Annotated in this window: 20 protein-coding genes; 18 read left to right on the top strand and 2 right to left on the bottom strand. The window is 38.6% G+C overall.

All coding sequences use genetic code 11. The features are described from left to right. Positions 1–7: 7 nt before the first annotated feature. Together AC0VZ5_RS16860 and AC0VZ5_RS16855 are read left to right on the top strand one after the other, a co-directional pair. Positions 8–1,033, top strand: coding sequence for a zinc-binding dehydrogenase (locus AC0VZ5_RS16860; RefSeq protein WP_475475032.1), 1,026 nt, complete (start codon positions 8–10; stop codon positions 1,031–1,033). A gap of 292 nt (positions 1,034–1,325) precedes the next feature. Continuing rightward, positions 1,326–3,581, top strand: coding sequence for an acyl-CoA dehydrogenase (locus AC0VZ5_RS16855; RefSeq protein ID WP_475475031.1), 2,256 nt, complete (start codon positions 1,326–1,328; stop codon positions 3,579–3,581). A 175-nt stretch (positions 3,582–3,756) separates the two neighbouring features. Here AC0VZ5_RS16855 and AC0VZ5_RS16850 read toward each other — a convergent pair whose 3' ends face one another. Then, positions 3,757–4,725 (bottom strand): integron integrase, encoded by a 969-nt coding sequence (locus AC0VZ5_RS16850; protein WP_475475030.1) that lies wholly within the window; start codon positions 4,723–4,725, stop codon positions 3,757–3,759. Between the two features lie 303 nt (positions 4,726–5,028). Between AC0VZ5_RS16850 and AC0VZ5_RS16845 the strand changes: the two genes are divergently transcribed. The 6 genes from AC0VZ5_RS16845 (at position 5,029) to AC0VZ5_RS16820 (ending at position 10,850) form a co-directional block, all read left to right on the top strand. Then, complete coding sequence (locus tag AC0VZ5_RS16845; protein WP_475475029.1) at positions 5,029–5,469, top strand: hypothetical protein; 441 nt, start codon at positions 5,029–5,031, stop codon at positions 5,467–5,469. Between the two features lie 27 nt (positions 5,470–5,496). Next, positions 5,497–6,030, top strand: coding sequence for a hypothetical protein (locus AC0VZ5_RS16840; RefSeq protein ID WP_475475028.1), 534 nt, complete (start codon positions 5,497–5,499; stop codon positions 6,028–6,030). An 83-nt stretch (positions 6,031–6,113) separates the two neighbouring features. Continuing rightward, positions 6,114–6,446 (top strand): hypothetical protein, encoded by a 333-nt coding sequence (locus AC0VZ5_RS16835; protein ID WP_475475027.1) that lies wholly within the window; start codon positions 6,114–6,116, stop codon positions 6,444–6,446. Between the two features lie 146 nt (positions 6,447–6,592). Further along, positions 6,593–7,177, top strand: coding sequence for a DMP19 family protein (locus tag AC0VZ5_RS16830; RefSeq protein ID WP_475475026.1), 585 nt, complete (start codon positions 6,593–6,595; stop codon positions 7,175–7,177). Between the two features lie 849 nt (positions 7,178–8,026). Next, a complete protein-coding gene (locus tag AC0VZ5_RS16825; protein WP_475475025.1) occupies positions 8,027–10,228 on the top strand; it encodes a hypothetical protein in 2,202 nt (733 codons plus the stop codon). Positions 10,229–10,379: 151 nt separating this feature from the next. After that, positions 10,380–10,850: an SPFH domain-containing protein gene (locus tag AC0VZ5_RS16820; protein ID WP_475475024.1), complete on the top strand. Its 471-nt coding sequence runs from the start codon at positions 10,380–10,382 to the stop codon at positions 10,848–10,850. A gap of 42 nt (positions 10,851–10,892) precedes the next feature. Here AC0VZ5_RS16820 and AC0VZ5_RS16815 read toward each other — a convergent pair whose 3' ends face one another. Beyond that, positions 10,893–11,834 carry an IS110 family RNA-guided transposase gene (locus AC0VZ5_RS16815; RefSeq protein WP_475475023.1) on the bottom strand — a complete coding sequence of 314 codons (942 nt, stop codon included), beginning with the start codon at positions 11,832–11,834 and terminating at the stop codon, positions 10,893–10,895. Positions 11,835–12,117: 283 nt separating this feature from the next. On the opposite strand from AC0VZ5_RS16815, the gene AC0VZ5_RS16810 reads away from it, so the two are divergent. From AC0VZ5_RS16810 to AC0VZ5_RS16765, 10 genes are all read left to right on the top strand, one after another. Then, a complete protein-coding gene (locus tag AC0VZ5_RS16810; RefSeq protein WP_475475022.1) occupies positions 12,118–12,645 on the top strand; it encodes a hypothetical protein in 528 nt (175 codons plus the stop codon). Between the two features lie 119 nt (positions 12,646–12,764). Then, positions 12,765–13,166, top strand: coding sequence for a hypothetical protein (locus AC0VZ5_RS16805; RefSeq protein ID WP_475475021.1), 402 nt, complete (start codon positions 12,765–12,767; stop codon positions 13,164–13,166). A 139-nt stretch (positions 13,167–13,305) separates the two neighbouring features. After that, on the top strand, positions 13,306–13,692 hold the full coding sequence (locus AC0VZ5_RS16800) for a hypothetical protein (RefSeq protein ID WP_475475020.1): 387 nt from the start codon (positions 13,306–13,308) through the stop codon (positions 13,690–13,692). Between the two features lie 510 nt (positions 13,693–14,202). After that, complete coding sequence (locus tag AC0VZ5_RS16795; protein WP_138607852.1) at positions 14,203–14,604, top strand: hypothetical protein; 402 nt, start codon at positions 14,203–14,205, stop codon at positions 14,602–14,604. Between the two features lie 469 nt (positions 14,605–15,073). Continuing rightward, positions 15,074–16,021, top strand: a complete 948-nt coding sequence (locus tag AC0VZ5_RS16790) for a protein kinase family protein (RefSeq protein WP_475475117.1) — start codon at positions 15,074–15,076, stop codon at positions 16,019–16,021. 133 nt (positions 16,022–16,154) lie between these two features. After that, positions 16,155–16,787 carry a uracil phosphoribosyltransferase gene (gene upp, locus AC0VZ5_RS16785; protein ID WP_008466150.1) on the top strand — a complete coding sequence of 211 codons (633 nt, stop codon included), beginning with the start codon at positions 16,155–16,157 and terminating at the stop codon, positions 16,785–16,787. Between the two features lie 9 nt (positions 16,788–16,796). Next, positions 16,797–18,035 (top strand): uracil-xanthine permease family protein, encoded by a 1,239-nt coding sequence (locus AC0VZ5_RS16780; RefSeq protein WP_010388985.1) that lies wholly within the window; start codon positions 16,797–16,799, stop codon positions 18,033–18,035. A 148-nt stretch (positions 18,036–18,183) separates the two neighbouring features. Continuing rightward, positions 18,184–19,923, top strand: coding sequence for an HAD hydrolase family protein (locus AC0VZ5_RS16775; RefSeq protein ID WP_475475019.1), 1,740 nt, complete (start codon positions 18,184–18,186; stop codon positions 19,921–19,923). Continuing rightward, entirely contained in the window at positions 19,916–21,136 is a 1,221-nt protein-coding gene (locus tag AC0VZ5_RS16770; RefSeq protein WP_475475018.1) for a glycosyltransferase family protein, read from the top strand. The genes AC0VZ5_RS16775 and AC0VZ5_RS16770 overlap by 8 nt, the downstream gene beginning before the upstream one ends. A gap of 25 nt (positions 21,137–21,161) precedes the next feature. Next, positions 21,162–22,940, top strand: coding sequence for an alpha-amylase family glycosyl hydrolase (locus AC0VZ5_RS16765; protein ID WP_475475017.1), 1,779 nt, complete (start codon positions 21,162–21,164; stop codon positions 22,938–22,940). Positions 22,941–22,974 lie beyond the last annotated feature (34 nt).

Raw genomic sequence — 22,974 nt, 5'->3', positions numbered from 1 at the left:
GTTTTTGATGCCTAATACTGTAGTTACAAACCCAAATACTATTCCTTCATCTATGCAGGCTATTGCCTTAATAGAGCCTAATGAGGATATTAACTTAACGGATATGCAATTACCTGTGCCTCAATGCACAGGTAATGAGCTGTTAGTAAAAGTGGAGTATGTTGGTTTAAATCCGGTGGATGCGCAATTTGCTAAATCTGGCTTTTGTTTATGGCAGTATCCGCATGTTTTAGGCTTGGATGCAGTGGGTGTAGTGGTTAAAGCGGGTAAAGGCGTATTTCCTGGCGTGGGTGAGCGTGTAATGTGGCACGCCAGTATTGGTGAGCAAGGGGTATTGAGCAAATACGCAAAAGTGCCTAATTATGCAGTGTCTATCATTCCGCAGCAATTAGCCAGTGACAAGGCTGCTACATTACCCTGTGCCGGAATGGCAGCGCTTATCAGCTTAGATAAATTAGCTGTAACGGAAGGCGACACCCTCTTTGTTGAAGGGGGCGCAGGTGCAGTAGGTCAATTTGCTATTCAATTTGCAAAGCAGCGTGGTGCCGATGTATTTACAACCGCCTCCAAGCGTAACCACAAATTGGTTAAGCAGCTAGGGGCTGATGTAGTCTTTGATTACAATGACAAAGCCTTATGTGACAAAATTCGCCGAGAGCTTGGCCCACAAGGATTTGATGCCGTTATTGATATTATGGGTGGGGAATCGACCATTCAAAATATCGAGCTAATGCGTTTTTGCGGTCGTATTGCTTGTTTAAACCCACTGCCTAATTTTGAACAGCAGCTAATGTACCGTAGGGCACCCAATATTAGTATTGTATCCTTAGGTGGTGCGTGGTTAGCCAATAGCCTATGCGCGCAGCAGCGCATGAGTTTTATGGGTAATTTGTTGCTTGAAACGGTCTCTAATGGCGAAATAATTCCTCCAGAAGTATTAGCTGTTGATTTTAACGCAAAGGCTGTTTCTAGCGCATTAAATAAACAGCTTGCAGGTGGTTTTACAGGTAAACAAGTGGTTAAAATAAGCTAGGTTTACTCACATTCCCATATTTAAAAAGCGCAGCCTAATTTTAGGCTGCGCTTTTTTGTTTCTACTTTATTACCAAATCTGTATTTACGCCGATATAAGTCTGAATTATTAAATTTTTTACAAAAAAAATAATAATTCAGCGTACAAGTGTAAGCCTTTTTATTTCAACAGTTTACGTTCAGGTAAAGAAAATAAATTGCAAAAACTGTTAATTAATTGAATAGAGTAATTGATCTAAACCGATTTTTATGACGTAATGTAGGTATTATTTATCTGGTCGGATGAGTTCGTTATGAGTTTACGTACAAAATTAAAAAAAGTATTACCAAGTATTTCAGTTACTGAGCAAGAAGCGCTAGACGCTGGCGATGTATGGCTAGAAGGGTCTATCTACCAAGGTAAACCAGATTTTAGCGCGCTACGCGATGTACCTGCGGCAAAATTAACCGCAGACGAACAAGCGTTTCTAGACGGTCCAGTACAAGAACTACTAGGCATGATTGATGATTCAGTCATTCAAAATGGTATTCATTTACCAAACGACATTTTAGAGTTTTTGAAAAAAGAGCGCTTCTTCTCGCTGATCATCCCTAAATCGTTTGGCGGTTTAGAGTTCAGCCCATACGCTAACTCAACAATTGTAGGTACTATTGCGACTAAGAGTTCAGCGGTTGCGGTAACTGTAATGGTACCAAACTCGTTAGGCCCAGGTGAGTTACTACTTCACTTTGGTACAGAGGAGCAACAGGCACATTACTTACCACGTTTAGCAAATGGTACAGACATTCCATGTTTTGCATTAACCAGCCCAGAAGCAGGTTCTGATGCAGGCGGTATTCCTGATGTAGGTACTGTTACTAAAGGTATGTACAACGGCGAAGAAGTACTTGGCCTAGAAATTACGTGGGACAAGCGCTACATTACACTCGCGCCAATTGCCACTGTACTTGGTTTAGCATTTAAAGTAGTTGACCCAGATGGTCTACTAGGTGGTAAAGAAAACCTAGGTATTACTTGTGCACTTATTCCAAAAGAGCACCCAGGTGTAGAACTTGGTAATCGTCATGATCCTATGGGTATTCGTTTTTACAACGGTACTACACGTGGTAACAAAGTATTTGTACCAATGGATTTTGTTATCGGTGGTCAGAAAAATATCGGCCGCGGTTGGCAAATGCTAGTTAGCTGTTTAGGCGCAGGTCGTGGTATTTCATTACCAGCGTTAGGTGTAAGTACCGCGCAAGTGGCGTTAAAGTCAGCTTCTGAATATGCAGCAGTGCGTGAACAGTTTGGTTTATCAATTGGCCAATTTGAAGGTATTCAAGAAAAGCTAGCTGACATTGCAGGTAAAACATACCTACAAGAAGCAATGCGAGTATTGACAACTGAAGGTTTAGGCATGGGCTTAAAACCATCGGTAGTAACTGCAATCGCTAAATACCATATGACAGAGCTTGGCCGTGATGTGCTTGACTCAGCAATGGACATTCAAGCGGGTAAAGCAATTCAGAATGGTCCTCAAAACACGCTTGCTAGCGGTTATGTGGCGCAGCCAATTGCCATTACGGTAGAGGGCGCAAACATTCTTACTCGTAACCTGATGATCTTTGGTCAAGGTGTTATGCGTTGTCACCCATACTTACAATCTATGGTTGAGTCTATCCACAGCGATGACAAAAACGCAGATGCAGAATTTAACGGTATTTTACGTAAAACAATTGGTTACAGCACAGCAAACAGCTTACGTGCGTTCCGTTTAGGTGTGCTACCGTTTACCGCGAGTGCAAACTCAGCATTACCAGAAGTACGTGACTACGAAAAAGCAGTGCAAAAACTGTCAGCTAAATTGGCTGTCTATGCTGACTTCTCGTTACTAGTACTTGGCGGTAAATTAAAGCAAGCTGAAATGCTTTCAGCACGTTTAGGCGATGTAATGAGCTTCTTGTATGCAGCTATGGCATCTATTAAGTATTACGAGCAAAAAGTAGCAAGCAGCGAGCGTGAGCAAGCGGCTCCTTACTTCCATTATGCGACTCGTTTTGCACTACAAAGTGCAGAAGAAGCATTGCACAAGTTTTTAGATAACTTCCCTGCAAGTGGTACTCGTAAGTTCATTCGTTTTATTACTATGAACTACTCAACTAAAATGCCAAAAATTAGCGATGATTTAATCCGTGAATTAGCAAAACAAGCTCAGCTTGATACGGCATTTAAAGCGCAAATCACCCATTTAGTTAAGCCAATTGAAGGTGATGGTCATCACATCAATGAGCAAGCTTACAAAGCTAAAATGGCATCATTAGAGCTATTAGCTAAAGTGAAAAAAGCGCTACGTGCTAAAACCTTTAAGCCGGGCACGCGTTTTTCAATCACACTTGAAAATGCACTTGCTGCAAAAGTAATTAACGACGCTGAATTTGTTCAGTTAAGTGATTACAACAAAAAGCGTGAAAAAGCGATTCGTGTTGATGAGTTCGACTTCGATATGAACATCCTAGACGACAACGCACAGCCAGTTAATCCGCTTAAAAGCGTGGTTAACCAATAAAATTCAATAATGCAAAGCGCCTGCAGTTTAGGCGCTTTTATTGATACAAAATTAGTGTGGAGTCCTGCTTGAGTAACATCAAGCGGGGCTTTTTTTATGGGTTTTCAAAGTAGAAATAGATAGCGGTATTGGTCTTAAAGCGAATATGTATGCGTAGAGGATTAAAAAGAGACGCTTATAATCTTGAAAAAGGACTAACAACCCCGTTGGCACCTTGTTGCGGTACATGGGTATATATTTGTGTGGTTTTAACATCAGAATGGCCAAGCTGAGCTTGAACAGTTCTTATATTGGCGCCATTTTGCAGTAGATGAGTAGCAAAAGAGTGTCTTAATGTATGAGGTGTTATTATTTTTGTTAATCCTGATTTTTGGACGGCTTTTTTAACCTCTTTTCTAATACAAGAGTGATGAAAATGATGTCGTCTTATTTCACCACTTTGAGGATCAGAACTTAATATATGGGAAGGAAATAAATACTGCCACGCAAGCGATTTTGCGGCACTTGGATATTTTTTTGTTAAAGCATATGGCATCCATACGCTAGAATATTCCGTATTATTTAAATCCAGTTTTAAATAGTCATCAACGTTCAAAATTTGATTTCTCAGCATAGGTATTAGCTCTGTGGCCAGCGTAACAATGCGGTGTTTATTACCTTTTCCATTCCATACCTGAATGCATTTATAATCAAAATCAATATCTTTCACCCTTAATTGCACCGCTTCCATTACTCTTAAGCCACTTCCATACATGAGGGCTGCAATTAAATAATAGCGCTTATTTAAATGAGCCATCAACATTTTAACTTCCTCTGGGGTCATAACTACAGGGAGCTTAGCTTGTTTTTTACTATGGGCAAAATTTAAATTTAATGAGGGTTCTTTTTTTATTATGTGCTTGTATAAAAATGACAATGAATTGAGTGCGGTGGCTTGCGTACGTGGTGCAACGTTTTGCTTTAACACTAAATGTTCTAAGTAGCGTTCGACTTCATTGTCCCCCATTGAGGCGGGATGGCGTTTATTATGAAAATGGATATAAGATGCAATCCATCTTAGGTAGGTATCTACGGTGCGTAATGAATATTGACGAACTAGCATATATTCAGCTATGTAATTTAAAAATGGGGAACGTGTTTTCATACTATTACCAATAATAGCGCTGTTTTTATATACAGTATAGTTGTGATGCACACATATTCAAGAAAATGAGCGGCGAGCGCATTTTCTCTTTTATTGAGAGTTTGAGTGCTAATAAAAAATTATATATAGCAATGTGTTAAGTTATTTGGTAAAAATGATTTATAAAATACATGAGCGTATCGTTGGCAGAAATATGCGCGATGAGCGCACTATAAAATTGTTAGGTATTCCATGGAGCAATGTGTAGTTTCGTACCAGCAAAGCACAAGAAATAGAGGCTTATTTAATTTAATAGCTCTAATTGTGATCTTATCAATTGCTACTTACTTTGCTGAATTTGAAGATAAGCTAGCTTCACTAAAAGAAGCTACATTAACAGCTCAAATTTTCGTAACTTTTATTGCTTTGAGTATGGCTTTGATAATCACATACCTGCTTGTTATTTCAATCAGAGATGTTTTTTTAAACTCTAAATTTAGCCTCAAGCTATATGAAACATACCTTGTGTTTTCAGAGCCAAATAATTGGATGAATAAGTCATATAAATTGGATTACAGAGATATAGTTGAGATTCATAAAGAATACTGGGTTGGAGAAAGCAACGAGTTTTACGTCAAAACTAGGTTTGGAAAGAGGTACGACTTTCCCAACCTAAAAGACGAATCGGCAGAACAAGCTTTAGATTATTTGTCTACTAATTTAAAGCATGTAAAAGTTGTAATTGATGGTAGTAAGAATACCTAACAAGCTAATTAACAGGACAAATTACAGTTGGTTTTTGCTCCTGCGTCGCTTATTTTAACCAACTGTAAATTGCCCATTATTAGGGCGTTAGGTTTCAGTATGATTTGGAGGTTGTTTTTCTTAAGCTTTCTGGTTGTATCTATAGCATCATGTGTAAGTAATGATGTTGATACGAAAAAGGTGCTATGCGATGGATTATTTGATTTCTCATCGTCCGTTCAACCAAACGAAACAAAAGTGGTCAAATTAGTAAATAACTGGGGTAATTGGGAAAAAACCTGTACTCATTTTGATGATCCTGCTGGGCAAAGGTTTTGCAAAGTTTTGATGCCCAATACTTCGTCTGAATTCATGAAACTTAATTTGCAATCGCTTCTCAAGTGTACAGGCGCATCATTAGATACACGAAATGTCTATTTAAGTGAGTTGAGTGGTGATTTATCGATTTTTGAGATACAGGGTTTAGATTCTGATATTGAAATTAATTTACGGTTTTCAATTGGTTCTGAAGATACTGACGACTTTATAACAATAACTAGCACTAATGAACCAATGGAGTAGGAAACCTAACAAATACATAAACCGGATTTTGGCAAGAGCGGCCAAAACCGGTTATGTAAGGTGTTATGTTTCAAGGAAGGTTTGTGGATAATTCTAGAAAAGTGAAATCATTAAAGTCTATTGAGTTTGCACTTGAAAATCCCCAAGAGCATGAATCCAAACTAACTAAAAAGAGTCGGATTTTAGCGGTTGTGGCATGGATTGGTTTCTTTATTAGTTTTCTTTTGTACTTCCAAAAATTACGTGGTTTGTATTTGCCCGCAATAGCATCATTTTCTGGAATTTTGTACGGCTTGTCCATGTACCTTGATTCAACTATAAAGCAGTGGCCGCTGGTCGCAAAGCATGTAGACATTGATTCAATTAAGAAAGAAATCAGTGAAGTGGCCGCTGGTCGCAAAGCATGTAGACATTGATTCAATTAAGAAAGAAATCAGTGAAATAGAAACATAACAAGTTACTCAAAAGGACGCAAAACGCTTGGCTTGTGCTCCTTCGTCGCTAATTTTAGCCAAGCATTTATGCGCCCATTAGTAAGGCGTTATGCACACAAAGGGTCGAGATGAGCGATAAGATTCCATGTTCAGAATGCGGGGCACTGGTTTTACCAAGTACTGCCGAAGGTACAGGCGGGCTTTGCATGCCCTGTAAAAATGGTACTCGCAAAAGCATGGAATTAGCTAAAGAGCGTGCCGCCAAAGAGAGAGAACTAGAAAAATCATGTCCATATAGGGCTCTTTGGCGAGAACTAGTAGACAAAGTTTATAAACAGGATGTTGGTTTTAGCACACTCTCAGATAATGAAAAGCTTTATTACTCAGTTAATGTATTAAGTGGCGAAGTATACAACGGAGGTTTCGAACAGTATTTTAATAATACGTCTGCCGAACATTATCGCAATGCTGAGCATGGCTTAGTTCAATTAGGTGCAACCAGTTCACTCAAGCTATTAAGGCAAGCAAAAGAGCAATTATTTGGCTCAAACCAAGTGCCAAAATGTCAAACTGAGCGTTGGGAGTTAATTCGTAAACTCAATAGGCCAACCGATCTTGACTCACTGGATACCGAGTTCTACAAAGACCAAGATGAACTAGATAAAAAGCTAGAGTCTTTTGCATTAGAGTCAGGATTAGTAAAAAATGCATAACAAGTGGCTCCTACGGGCTTGGTACAGTTTGCACCTTTTTTGGAAAATACCTAAAAAAAGTCGCCAACTGCACCAAGCCGAAGAGCCAGGCGTTATACACCCTTGGGCAAATGACGAAATTTAAATTTAGTAAATCACCTTTTTGGGACTCGGTACTTAGGAATACAATTTTCCTAGAGTTGTCGATTTTGCTTATTGCATATATAAAGGTCTTCGGGGATGGTGGTCTAAAAGACGTCACATTTTTAAATTTACTTTACGCATTGGCTATTACATTACCTTGCTCACTGTTGATTTCGTTTATTGTCACTTTATTCGACAAAAGCAAAGAGAAATAGGTTGTATAACAAAGCAAATTAAAAGCGCGGACAAAAAACAGTTGGCTTTGTTCGTGCCAACTATTTTTAGCCGTTTATTTGCGGCGTTAGGTATACCAACGAAGTTTAGAGAGTATCTAAAAAATCCGAGGATCAAACGAGATACAAAGATATATTCCATCCTTATAGTTGGTGCTATTTACTTTATTGGTTTTTTCAAGGTGTTTATGAGCAACGAACATGTCGCTTTTAACTTTGAACGGTTCATTGTTGTTAGCTTGGTTTTGATTCCAATATCCATTGTTGTATCATTTCTCTACGCTGTGCATGAGTTTAAAATTTCAGAGTAATAGTATTACCTAACAAGCTAATAAATGAGGACAAAAAACAGTTGGCTGTTTTCGCTCCTCAACATTTTAGCCAACAATTTTTTGCCCATTATTAGGGCGTTATGTTTCAGTCGATTTAGCATTATTTTCAAGGCAAATTTTTAAAACCTCAATGGAAAATCAAATAAAAGGAAGTAGTAAAAATGAATAACTGTTTTACCAAAATACTAATATTAATTTTGGTTAGTTTATTGATTTCATGTGGTGGTGGGGGAGAAACATCTACACCTAAACCAATTCCAATAGTTAAATCCTCAATAGATAACATATATTTGGACCACCAATTAACTCGGGATACTGAAAGCACAGTTAATATTGAGTGTACCAAATGTGATTTAGAATCTGTCGTTTATCAGTGGAAGGTTGACGATACAATCGTAAGTGATACTAATAAATTTACTCCAAAGTTGGAGCATATTAATAAAGATGTTTCTATTTTAGTAAATGTAAATGGTACTAATGGAGCATCTAATGCATTAAACACTAAAACTTTTAGTGTTCTTCCTAGGGAAACTACAATATCAAATATTTCAATTAATGATGTTTTAGTTCGAGGTCAAGAAAGCGTTGCAGTAATTGAATGTGTGGATTGCATTAAAGAACAAGCAATATTCCGCTGGGAAGTCGATGGAACTATAGTTAGCAATAAATACTCATTTACGCCTGACTTTGAGCATTTGGATAAAACGATCTTCGTTTATGCTAGCGTACCTAGTATTGATTTTAAATTAAGTGATGAAGTCAATACGTCTAGCCACCTTATACCAAGAGAAACGGAAATAACGGCAATAAATGTTCGGGCTGATTTGATACTTGGGCAATCTACAATAGCTGAAATAGATTGTGAGGGGTGTGTCAAAAATGAAGCGTCATTCATATGGCGAATTGAAGATGACGTTGTTAGTACAAGTAATGAGTTTATTCCTAATGAGCAATCATATAGTAAGAAAATAGAAATAACAGTCACAGTACCTAGTATCGATAGAGTTATAAGTGAGCCTAAACGAGCTCAATTTAAGCGTAGATTCGTTACCAAGGTATTTTCCAATACCTTCATGGATGTGTTCCTGATGAACGATGGTGAACTGGTTTGGCGTTCACCTTATATATATTCCGCACACAGCTGGCCTACCGAGTCAGAAAATGATTTTATTGATTTTAAGTCCGCAACCGCACGGTGGGGAAATGTTCTCGCGTTAGATGAAAATGGTAAATACCATGAATACGGTGATGACTTCTTATTACGATTTGGTGTCTCAACTACGTTTGAAGATATTGAAAATCAGCTAGGTACCGTTGTTGAATATTGGATTGATGGTGCTGGTCATCATGCACTAAATCAAGATAACCAAGTTATATCGTGGAATGTTCAGGAAAATGGCCAACGAGAGCATTTTGAATTGACCAAAGCAAAAGTAGAAAATGTAAAACAAGTTGTTTCGTCAATTGTAAATTCTGGTTATACAGACGCTGCCACTGCAGTTTTATTTAGCAACGGAAACTTGGTAATTGATGCATTCGTTGATCCTAATTTTACTTACCAAAGGTTTACTCGCACTAATATAAAGAAAATACAAGGTATTCAACTTAGTAATGAACCTCATAGTGATGTCGAATATTTGGCTATTTTTGACCATCAAGATAACGTAGAAATATGGTCTGTTAGGTGGGGAAACCAATCTTATAGAAATGTTGACAAAATCCTCTCAAAAAATGACGAAAGTAGTTATCTTGTAATTAAAAAAGATGGTTCATATACGCACAGTGGAAACCCTGATAATGATGTTATACTAAATGGCTCCGCTAGAGCAACTGATTTAGTGCAGACTCGCCCTGGTGCTAGTTGGGCTGTACTAACAAATGATGGCACTCCAGTTGATATCTCTTCAGGTTCCGTACTTGATGATGATTTATTATCGCCTGAATTTTTGCTTAGAGATATTGCTTATAGTCATAGTATTAGAAATTCGAATAGTTTTGCTTTAGTCAAAACGACAGGTGAAGCTTTCCTATCAACACAAGAAAACTATACCATCATAAATCAAGTTAAAAACATTCATACTCCCGATAATTACTTCCTCGTTGTTGACGGTAGTAATCGACTTGATAGTTACTTTCAGAGAGATAGTAATCGAAAAATTGATCCCGATGGATTTAGTAATGGCCTAGGATATGTTGAAAACGTGATTACATTTTTTCCTCTCCACTCTGGTGTATTAACATTAGATGAGAAAGATTACCCAACTCTTGTTGATACTCGTGATACTGTTTTTGGGGGCGCATTTATCGAAAAGTTAGTTCCCAAAGCTACTAAACTATTTTTCGGTGCTGTTGAGGAAGAGTAAATATATAAGCTTTTCTGACATGAGTGGTGTAATTAAAACATAACAAGCTAATAAATAAGGACAAAAAACAGTTGACTGTTTTCGTTCCTCAACACTTTAGCCAACAATTTTTTGCCCATTATTAGGGCGTTATAAGTACTAAGGAGAGTTCATGCATCCTAATAGGAATGCGATCGCATTTGGTGGCCTAGTAGGCCTTGTATTATTTTTTGTTCTTCTAATCGTTTTAGCTTTATGGACTTGGCCTAAATATAAAGTTTATAAACTCGAAATGAACGGTATGGCTTCACTTAAAGAAGCGGAATGGAGCAAACAAATTCTAATCGAAGAGGCCAAAGCTCGTGAAGCTGCTGCCCTAATGCAAGCTAAAGCGCGTGTTACATTCGCAGAAGCTGACGGTAAAGCTAAAATTGTGCAAGCTAAAGCCGAAGGTCAAGCTGACATTGAGCGCGCAAAAGCGGCTGCAGAAGCTAATAAAATTATCGGTGAATCTTTGAAAGACAACGAGGCGTACCTTCGTTATATCTGGATCAAAGGCTTACAAGACGGTAAAGGTGAACGTATATATATTCCAACAGAAGCTGGCTTACCTATCCTAGAAGCTGGTAAAGCTGGTAGGTAGTAACGTACTTATAACAAGTGACTATGGTGTCAATTCCTAATTTTAAACCATTTTAGAATCCCACATGACACCATCTCTCACCATAGAATTTATGATCACTACCAGCTTTCGTATACACGCAATAATGGCTACTTTTTTAGGCTTTCCTGTTTTGACCATATGTTGATAAAGGTCTTTAAATTTAGAGTTGCACTGAATGGCTGACATCATCGCCACATACATGGCAGTTCTTATTTTAGGTCGGCCACCACGTATCATTCGCTTACCTTGATACACGCCACTTTCACGATTAAATGGCGCTACACCCACTAAAGAAGCGGTCTCTTTGTTGTTTACATAACCTAACTCAGGCATATCACTAAGCAAGTTAAATGCGACCACATTGCCAACATCAGGCACACTTTGGATAATGGCATTTTTTGCTTTGTATTCGTCACATTGTTCAATCAGTTTTTGAAGTTTTAAATCGACTTTATCTATTTGGTTTTTCAGTGCAGTTAAGATAGGTTTTATGTGTGACGATAGTGTTTTTGGCATTATTTGAGAGCGATTTTTCTCCATCGTTTGCATATCCATTAACTGGCGTCTTCTCGATAATAAATCGCTCATCAAGCGTATTTGCTCTGGCTTTAAAGATGATAAAGGCGGTTTAATCGCTTCACCAAAGCGATCATCAAGTTTATCCGTTTTTGCTTTTTGGCCGATAGCGCCTGCGAAACGTTTTATGTTCACGGGATTAGCAACAACGAAGGGAATATTCGCCTCAGCGCAGGCTATAATAAAAGGCTGTTCAAGGCGTCCAGTCGCCTCAATAGTGACACGCGTTACAGGGTGTTTTTTTAAGATTTGAATGGCGTGTTTGATGCCACTTTGATTGTTTTCTACAGTAAAGTAAATGTCTAAAGGCCTGATATAAATATCGAGTTGTTTTTTACCTGTATCGACACCGACGTTAATTTCATTTTGATTATTTTTTGTATTCATAATAAGCTGACTCTGCCTTGCTATTCGGGCTCGAGGCCCCGTTGACTATCCGAGTTTAATGCTTGGAGTTTATACAGCGTTCTAACTTGTTACCGGTCTCTCAATAGAGGAGCCTACGCTCAATCGAACTACTGTATAAAAGGCTTTGGTTGCAGCCAAAGCTTGGGCCTCACATTACCCGAACGAGGTTAAAATAATAATTAATTTATGGGTTTATTATCCCTACAAGGCGCTTAAGCAAGGACTTAGCAAAGCTTGGCGTTAGCATTACTAAGGAACTATTGTGAAAACTAGACTTTTACCAATTGCTTTTTTATTTATATCAAATTTTGCCTTTGCTGATTGTGAAATTGCCCTGCAAAAAAGGTTAAAAGAAGATCTAAATCTAACCTATCAGCAATTTGATCAAACATATGATGCTGGATTTAGACTACTCGAAAAGTCAGGTTGCCACGGTGAAGCAGCCATTTTAATTAAGAGATTTATCGAACATAATGATTCAAAAGAAAGTTCATTAACATGGCATTTAGCGCAAATGGAAGGGCTAGCGGGTAATTATCAACAAGCGATTGTTCATGCAAAAAAAGTCTTGAATCCAAATGAAGACTTAAGCGAGTTCCCAATTTATTGGAATGATTTCATTTTAGGGAATATCGCTTTTTGGTCTAAAGATAAAGCCATGCTAAAAAAGCACATGGCTAATATTGAAAAAGGATTAAGTTTTAAACCAAATCAGATCAATTTTAATTACCTTAATAATCTACTTACAAACTTTAATTCAAGCTACTTGCAAGCATTATCAGAAGCGTAACGCTAACAAACGCTTAAATCAAAGGACGCAAAATAGCAGGCTTGCGCTCCTTCGTCGTTAATTTTAGTCTGCTATTTTGCGCCGGTTAAGCGAGGCGTTATGCAATTAGGAGAGAATTTATGTTGAAACGGATGTCTTTGATATTGCTGGTTTGTACATTCGGTGCCCATTCAGATGAAGAGGTACTTTCCATTGATAGAGTTGTACCTAATAGTTTTGATTTGGCCTTTCCAAACGAATCAAACATTCAGCCAGAGCAGAGTGATTTTAGTGTAAATAATTTTGTATTAATGAGTAATGATTCTGGTGAGCGTTGGGCGGTAGTAACCTTGACTAATATGGCATCAGGTCGACGAAGCCTAACTAACAAACACCTAATGGCTATCGTTGCAGACGGACAACGAATTGCACCATTGGAGTTTTTACAATCATTCAAAGCAGATGAGACACTATCGTTAACTATCAACTTTGGTGAAAGTAAATTCCCTTTGCTATCAATCTATTCAAGGTCTGGCAAATAACAAACACATCAAGGCGCTCGCAAACTCGCTAGGATATCAAAACTACGCGGCGATTGAGTTTGGTGCTCTGCAAAGTTTAACCAAATTGCTGTTACGTTTTTGTGCCCTATATGTGGATTTATATGTACATGGAGGCAAAGTGAATATCAGAGATATTTTATTACTCGTTATCATCTTATTTATATCTGGTTGTACTACGTCAGGCCAGCTTTATTATGTTGATGCTAAAGGTAATGAGAAACTTGGTTGTGATGTAGAATTTGTAGGTATACCAAGTGTTGATAAATTTGCTGTTGAATATGCTTTAAGCCTTTGCGCTAAAAGCATTGTTAAAAAAGGCGGCGTGATTCAGGAAGAACACCTTTCAATGGTTGATACAGCCATTCCCTTAGCCCCATGTGAAAAGGGTTGGACTCACGAATTAGCTAAGCAACAATATCAGTCTAAAAAGTTAACTAAGAAAGAGTATGGCTATATTGTTGCAAATATAGATTTAGGTTTAGCAACGGTCAACAACTGCAAATAACAGGCGGTTTGAGCACTAAAAACAAAAGCACACACCTATCTCAAATTATGTACTGTCAATGCTTTAAGGAAGTATAAACAGCAAGCAGCGTGTTATACCGCAAACACATCGACAATATCCACCTTCCTTTGCTAGAGCGAGTCAATTTTAGTTTTAGAATGATTATTTGGTTATTTAGTTATTTAGTTATTTAGTTATTTAGTTATTTAGCTATTTAGAGCTGAAACTAGAGCATATATAGCGATAAGAAGCTAGTTACAGAGCTTAATAGTAAATTTTGTGACACAGGTTCAATAGATAGTTAAAGTGGGTGTTTTTATATGTTCTATTACAAACTAATTCTGGCTATGAATTAAGCTAACCCGCGAAAAGCGGTGGCTAACAACGTTTGAGAGTTAGAATGTCTAGCTGTTCTTATTTGTAATAGTCTGTAATATTTATTTTCCGCTTCTTTCCTAAACTTTATTTGTACATTTTGTACTTAATTTTGATTAATGTGAGGAAAAGAAAATGGCGGATATTAATATAAGTGAAAATGACGGACTTTTTTCTATAACGCTAGATATTTGGGAGTGGACTGGCTTGACAGTTAATGGTGATCAATTAAACCCAATTAATCGAGGTAATATACAGTACCAATATAACCAAGAGAGTTCAGGGCCTATTCACTTTGTTGCAACTGCGAATCAATATATTGTACTTGTGAATCCTGCAAATATTCTATACATGAAAAGCTCTGATGAAAATAAAACGTATATGTGTGTGATAAGCTATCAAGAAACGGAAAATCCAAAAGTTGTATCTTTGCACGGTGTCATACATACCCTTAATTATGTGGTTCCTGACGCAAAAAATAGTCCTCTCGGGTTTAGTCAGGGGAGAATGAGTGGTACTTTTCAAATTACATCGTAGCTAATATTTGTAATCTTAAATCTGTCAATAGACTCCAGTGTTCTCTTTGACCGTTTTTATACAGGAACGGTCAATTCTAAATCAACAAATAAATTCGTTTACTTTGTCTGTTAAGTAAGTAGCTTACGGCAAACACAAATGGTGTGCGTTACGCAGTAATCTTTTATTGCGATCTCACCGCAGCTAGACTCTTACCATATCCCCTCGGAAAGACTGGGGTACTAGACATTCATTGGTTAATCTAATCATGGCACCATCTTTAATTTTGTACTTTTAATGGTTTCAAATTATGTTTTAGGCTTTATGAATAATGCATAGGCTTTGCCATAGCAATTGCAAAAAAAAGACAGGTTAGATTGGTTATTAACACTGTATTTCATGTTGTGCGCGAAGGGTTTTTTATTAAGACCTTTTATTTAAAACACCGTCTAATGTTAAACTAACTAAAATTTAGCAACCTAATATGGCTATGTCTTTTTATCTTCCATTACTTACCCCGTATTTTGAGCGTGTAGCCATTGGCAAAACCCTAACCTCGCTTTGGAGTGGCTGTGGCCAAATTGTGAAGTGCCAACTTGATGAGCAAGCCTGTGTGATTAAAGCGATTAAAGTACCCGATCACATTAATCACCCTAAAATTAAACAAAGCAACTTTGCACTGACTAGGAAGCGTGACTCTTATCACGTTGAATATACGTTTTATCAGCAATTTAGCCATAAGCTGCCCAAGCAAGCTGCAGCTATTGAATGCATTAAAGCAATCAACAAGGGCGATGAGTTTGCCTTGGTGTTTAAAGATTTTTCAAAGCAGGGGTACAGCCAAGCAACCACCGAAAATATAAAAGCCATATTAAAGTGGTTGGCACATTTTCATGCCTTTCATTTAAATACAGAGTTTGATGGCTTATGGCCGCAAGGAAGTTATTGGCATTTAGATACACGCCCTGATGAATTTAATAACTTACCTGAAAAGTCCGATATTAAACAGGCTGCATCTCTGTTAAACGGCGCATTAAAGCAGTGTAATTATAAAACATTAATTCATGGTGATGCCAAGCTTGCTAACTTTGCCGCTAATAGCCAAGGGCATATTCTCGGTTACGATTTTCAATATGTGGGTGCGGGTGTTGGGGTGATTGATGTAATGTATTTTATGACCAGCTGTATGGATGATTCTGAGCTTCATAAACACGCACAGAGCTACCTTGATTATTATTTTAGCCAATTGAAGCAAGCTCTGAGTGACTATCAACCACACATTAATGCTGATGATGTTGTTACACAATGGGCTCATTTATGGCCAGTGGCATGGGCAGACTTTTATCGGTTTTTACTTGGGTGGAGCCCAGAGCACAAAAAGATTAACAGCTACATGCATGATCAGGTAAATAATTGGTTAGCGAGTAACAACTCATAAACACAAAAATCTTTATAGTTGTGGCTAAATTAAATATTTTGGCACGAACTATGAAATCAAGACTAAAATTAACAGTCAAACGGCCTGTTTTAATATAAAATATGTCAAATTTTTTATCACTAGGTTTATTACTATGGCTATTCACGTTATTTCTCATCCCCTTGTTCAACATAAGTTAGGTTTAATGCGCGCGCATGGAATTAGCACGAAAAGTTTTCGTGAGTTGTGTTCAGAAGTGGGCACATTATTAACTTACGAAGCCACTAAAAACCTAGAATTAGAAGATAACGAAATTACAGGCTGGGACGGTAATAAACTTAAAGTTGAGCACATTAAGGGTAAAAAAATTACCGTGGTGCCAATTTTACGTGCGGGCCTTGGTATGATGGACGGCGTAATGTCGTTACTCCCAGCGGCTAAAGTGAGTGTAGTGGGTTTAGAGCGTAATGAAGAAACGCTTGAGCCAGTTCCCTACTTTGAAAAACTAGTGGGTAATATTGATGAGCGTTTAAGCTTAGTGATTGACCCAATGCTGGCTACTGGTGGCTCTATGATCGCCACCATTGATATGCTTAAAAAAGCAGGCTGTAAAGAAATTAAAGTAATCGTACTGGTTGCTGCACCTGAGGGCGTTGAAAAAACATTAGCCGCTCACCCTGATATTGAGATTTTTACTGCCTCAGTTGATAGCCATTTAAATGAAAAAGGTTACATCATCCCAGGGCTTGGCGATGCAGGTGACAAAATTTTCGGTACGGTTTACTAAGGTTTAGCAGTGCAAAATAATTCTACATTTTCTATAAAAACCATTCTAACCGGTGCCCAAATGCTATTTGTTGCATTTGGTGCATTGGTACTAGTGCCTATTTTAACCGGCCTAGATCCTAGCGTAGCCTTGTTTACCGCTGGTTTAGGTACTTTGTTATTTCAATTTGTGACTAAAGGCCAAGTGCCTATTTTTTTAGCTTCGTCATTTGCGTTTATTGCACCCATTATTGCCTCAGTACAAATGTGGGGTATACCCGCCACTATGGGTGGTTTAATGGCGGCGGGCTTTACTTATATGCTATTAAGTTTATTGGTGAAGTTTAAAGGTACAAAAACCTTACATAAAATTTTGCCGCCAATTGTGGTAGGCCCAGTGATTATGGTAATTGGTCTAGCGCTTGCGCCTGCGGCGGTTAATATGGCCATGGGTAAAAGTGGCGATGGTGGCACACAAATTATTGCCTACGACAGTGCCATTATTATCTCTATGTTCTCGTTGCTCGTTACTTTAGTGTTTGCCGTGTGGGGTAAAGGGGTATTTAAATTAATACCTATTTTAGCCGGTGTTGTTGCCGGTTACACGCTATCGTTATTTATGGGTATAGTGCAATTTGAAGCCGTAAGTAATGCACAGTGGTTAGCTGTGCCAAACTTTGTGTTACCAGAGTTTAAGTGGCAAGCCATATTATTTATGGTGCCGGTGGCAATTGCGCCTGCTATTGAACACATTGGCGATATGATGGCAATTAGCCAAGTTACAAAAAAAGACTATTTGAAAAAACCAGGACTACATCGCACCTTATTTGGTGATGGTTTAGCCACGTCTGCCGCATCCTTATTTGGCGGCCCACCAAATACCACTTACTCAGAGGTAACTGGTGCGGTAATGCTTACTAAAAACTTTAACCCTAAAGTAATGATGTGGACTGCCATTATCGCAATTTGCTTAGCATTTGTTGCTAAAATGGGCGCTAGTTTGCAAACCATTCCGGTGCCAGTAATGGGCGGAATAATGATTTTATTATTTGGCTCTATTGCGGTTATTGGTTTAAACACCTTAGTTAAATCGGGCGATGACTTAAGTGAACCGCGCAATTTAAGTATTGTGGCACTTATTTTAATTTGTGGTATTGGTGGTATGTACATAGGTAGTAGTGAGTTCAGCCTAGAAGGTGTGAGCTTGTGTGCTATTTTAGGCATAGTATTAAACTTAGTATTACCCAAAGCACAGAGCGACCAGAGTTAAGTTTGCACTGTGGCTAAAAATATTGCACCAAAAAAGCGCATTTTAAATGTGCTTTTTTTTTAACCTACTAAAAAGTAACAATAAATAATATTGGTCTAGTAACTGCATTTCCTTAGTCATACCCTATAGTTGACTCAGGGATTGTTATATGGAGACCAAGAGTGTGGATATAAATGCTTTTTTAGTAAAACACCAACTGCCGTTGAAATATCAGTATATTAGCGAGCAGTATTTTTCTGCTATTGCGCAGGACATTCTAACCAGTAAAAAAACAGCCCCTATATTTGTCGCAATTAATGGCTGCCAAGGCTCAGGAAAAACCACACTTGGTGATTATTTAGTAACTTGGTTTAGCCAAAATACCCACCTAAACTGTGTTGCGCTTTCTATTGATGACTTTTATTTATCAACTCAAAAACGCCAACAGTTAGCGCAAGATGTGCATTGTTTATTCGCCACCCGAGGCGTTCCGGGTACACATGATGTTGCGCTGATGGATAACACCATTAGCCGTTTATTAAATGCAGAAGTAAATGTACCGCTGCCGCGTTTTGATAAGCAACAAGATGAACCTGTAGCAAAAAACAAATGGTTAACTAATAGTCAGCCGATCGATGTTGTTATTTTAGAAGGGTGGTGTGTAGCCAGTGAACCACAGCAGCCTTTTACGCTAGTTGAGCCTATTAACGAGCTAGAAAAATCATACGATCAACAAGGGTTATGGCGTCGCTGTATTAACAGCTGTTTAGCCAATGAATATAAAACCGTTTTTGATAAAATCGATTATACAATTATGCTCAAAGCCCCGAGTTTTGATGATGTGTTTGCGTGGCGACAAGAGCAAGAACACAAGTTAATTGCCAAACAAGGGCAGGGAGCAGGCACTATGACTGATGAGCAATTATTGTGGTTTATTTCTCATTTTGAACGCATCACGCGTGAAAACCTCAACACCCTTAGTGCTAAAGCAAATGCACTTATAGAGCTCGATAGTAATCGAGATGTAACTGCGATGGTGCTTACAAGCGATAGTATTGTACAACCTATCATTTTTACCGATTTAGATGGCACATTGCTCAATCACAGAGATTACAACACCGATGCGGTAGATACCTTACTACAAGAGCTGCAATACAGCGGTGTACCCGTGGTATTTAATACCAGTAAAACATTTAGTGAAGTAGTGGGACTGCAACAAGCGCTTAATATTTCACAGCCTTTCATTGTTGAAAATGGCTCGGCTGTTTATATTCCTAAAAATTATTTTAATCTCAGGCCAATTGGCTGCAGCGAATACCAAGGCTACTGGTGTTACTCGTTTGCTGCACCCATTAGCAATTTATGGACTGATTTAAAACGCTTAAAAAAAGACTACGGCGACCAATATAGTTTGTTTAGTGAGCTTACCAGTGAGCAGGTAATGAAAATGACAGGATTAAACCAGCTACAAGCAACGCAAGCACAAACCCGTCAATACTCAGATCCGCTCTGCTGGCATGGCGATGAGCAGCAACTTAACGAATTTATCAATGCAATAACAGTGTACGGCTACGAGGTTAAAGTAGGCGGGCGCTTTGTTCACATTGGAAAAAATACCGATAAAAGCATGGCTCAGCAATGGTTAGTGCAGCAGTTTAATACGCAGTTTACTAAAGCGCTGAGCATTATTGCGCTAGGGGATAGTGAAAACGATAAGCAAATGCTAGAAGAGGCTGATATCGCCATCATCATTACCAATCCAGAGAGTAAAAAGCCAGTTAAATTAACCTATAACAAAGCGCGCTATTCTCAATTGCCGGCACCACTAGGCTGGGTTGAAGAAATTACAGCACTACCTTGTATTAACAGTATTTTACCCAGTTCTGAGGAGTATAGTTTACATGGCTGATTTTTATCAAAATGGCATTATTACAACACTACATAACATTGCTAATAGACCCGTAGACGATTTAGAAAAAGAGTTGCTTGGCTTTAGTAAACAGCGACCAATGGGGCTTATATTGCCTTCATTATTTAGTGAGTTAGAAGGCCCTGCTTTACAAAACATTGTCAAAGAGCTGCAACAAGTACCGTATTTATCGCAAATAACTATAGGCTTAGACAGAGCCGACGAAAGCCAGTATCGCTATGCATTGAACTTTTTTAAATCGCTTGATCAAAACCATAAAGTGTTGTGGAACGATGGCCCACGTTTGCAGACGCTCGATAAAGAGCTTCAAGCCTTAGGTGTGGCGCCACGTGAGCTCGGTAAAGGCCGTAATGTGTGGTATTGCATGGGCTATAAACTCGCTACCGCGGAGGTTGAGTCAATAGCACTACATGATTGCGATATCTTAACTTATGACCGAGGCTTATTAGCGCGATTAATTTACCCAGTTGCACATCCTCGATTTAACTATGAATTTTGTAAAGGCTTTTACCCGCGTACTGCCAATGGAAAAATAAATGGTCGAGTATCGCGTTTACTGGTTACTCCGTTATTACGCTCTTTTAAAACCATATTAGGCAGCAGAGACTACCTTGAGTATATGGACTCGTTTCGTTACCCATTAGCCGGTGAATTTTCGTTTAGACGCGATGTATTAAACGATATTCGTATTCCTAGTGACTGGGGATTAGAAATTGGCGTATTAAGCGAGATGTACCGTAATTACTCCCATAACCGCTTATGCCAAGTTGATATTGCCGATAACTACGATCATAAACACCAAGAATTATCGCTGGACGACCAAACTGCTGGCCTTTCTAAAATGTCGATTGATATAACCAAAGCACTATTTAGAAAGCTAGCGACCCAGGGGGTTACCTTTACCAGCGAAACCATTCGCTCATTAAAAGCGACTTATTACCGCATTGGTTTAGACTTTATTGAAACCTATCATAATGATGCGTTAATGAACGGCTTAACACTTGATATTCACCAAGAAGAAAAAGCGGTAGAAATGTTTGCACAAAATATTATGAATGCTGGCCAACACTTTTTAGAAAACCCAATGGAAGCGCCATTTGTGCCGAGTTGGAACCGTGTAGCCTCGGCGATGCCCGATGTACTAGATCGATTAAAAGAAGCCGTTGAGCTTGATAACGAACAATACAGTTAAATTGGTATACTTAAACGAGGCGCCTGTGGACATAGTTAGGGAACAGTTTTTTCAACGAGTCGAACAACACTTACATACTATTTATCAAGGGATTGAGTTGCCTATGCCGGTAGCTGAGTTGGCTGAAGAATTAATCACCTTGATATTGGGGAATAACTCACTTCGCGATCCTACGCCGCACACTAATCGCTGGGATGAACAAGATATTGTTTTAATTGCCTATGGCGATTCTATTATAAATCATGAAGATAGTGAGTTAGCAGTTGGAACTCCCCTAGAGGCGCCGTTAAAAACCTTGCACCGCTTTATAAAAGAGCAGTGCGATCATCAGCTTAATGCGCTGCACATTTTACCCTTTTATCCGTATAGCTCAGATGAAGGGTTTGCGGTAATGAACTATGCGCAAGTTAATGAAGCGCTGGGCGACTGGCAAGACATTAACGCGATTGCAAAAGATGTAAAGTTAATGGCGGATTTAGTGATTAATCATTGTTCTAGCCGAAGCCTTTGGTTTGAAAACTTTTTAACCGATACTCACCCAGGAAAAGACTACTTTAAAACAGCCAGTTTAACTGATGATTTAAGCCAAGTAGTGCGCCCACGAACCTCGCCATTATTACATACGGTCGCCACAGCAAGCGGTGATAAGCATGTGTGGTGTACATTTAGTCATGATCAAGTGGATTTTAATTTTGAAAACCCTGAGGTTTTAAAAGAGTTTGTTAGCATTATTCGCCACTATTTAGATAACGGTATTCGCTTATTTCGTCTGGATGCTGTGGCCTTTTTATGGAAGCAACTTAATACCAGTTGTATAAACTTGCCACAAACTCATGAAGTGGTGCGTTTACTGCGAACGCTGATTGAGCATGCCGAGCCCAGTGTGGTGATTATTACCGAAACCAATATTCCTAATCAAGAAAACCTATCTTACTTTGGTAATGCCAACGAAGCCCATGCAATTTATAACTTTGCCTTGCCGCCGTTGTTATTGCATACCTTACTTAGCGGTGATAGTACGGCGCTTAAGCACTGGATGATGAGCATGCCGCCAGCACAAAATGGTACCGCATATTTTAATTTTATAGCCTCTCATGATGGCATTGGTTTGAGGCCAATTGAAGGCTTATTACAACCGAGTGAGGTTGCCTCATTAGTAAGTACTACTATGCAGTTTGGTGGGCGCGTTTCAATGCGCACCAGTCACGATGGCACGCATACACCTTACGAGCTAAATATTGCCTTATTTGATGCCCTACAAGGGACGCATAACGGCGCAGATAAATATGGCCTTGAGCGTTTCTTGTGTGCCCATTCCATTATGTTTGCAATGGAAGGAATACCGGGGATATATATTCACAGTTTACTTGGCACAACTAATGACTATGAACGTTTTGAAAATTCGCAGCATAATCGCGCAATTAACCGCCATCGCTGGCAAGAATCAAAATTATTAGCGGCGATTGAAGAAAAATATAGCCATCATCATCAGGTGTTCAAGGGAATAAAACAGTTATTAGCTGTGCGTAAAAGGCAAGCAGCATTCCATCCTAATGCCACACAATTTACTTTGCACTTAGGCGAGGGGTTATTTGGTTTTTGGCGACAAAGTATAGACCGCCAACAAAGCATTTTTTGTGTTTATAATATTAGCAGTCAGCCACAAAGCTTAACCTTAGCCGATTTAAACTTAATAAACACTCAGCAATGGGTTGAGCTAACTTCTAAAACAACACTCGATGACGCGCTACAAACCATGCAGTTAGCACCTTATCAAGCGCTTTGGTTATCTAATAGGGCATAGATAGCATTAATAAAATAGACAATATACATTCAGA

This window comes from Pseudoalteromonas sp. QJM3NY_12 (genome assembly GCF_056173165.1).
This window is presented reverse-complemented; position numbering and strand designations above follow the sequence as displayed.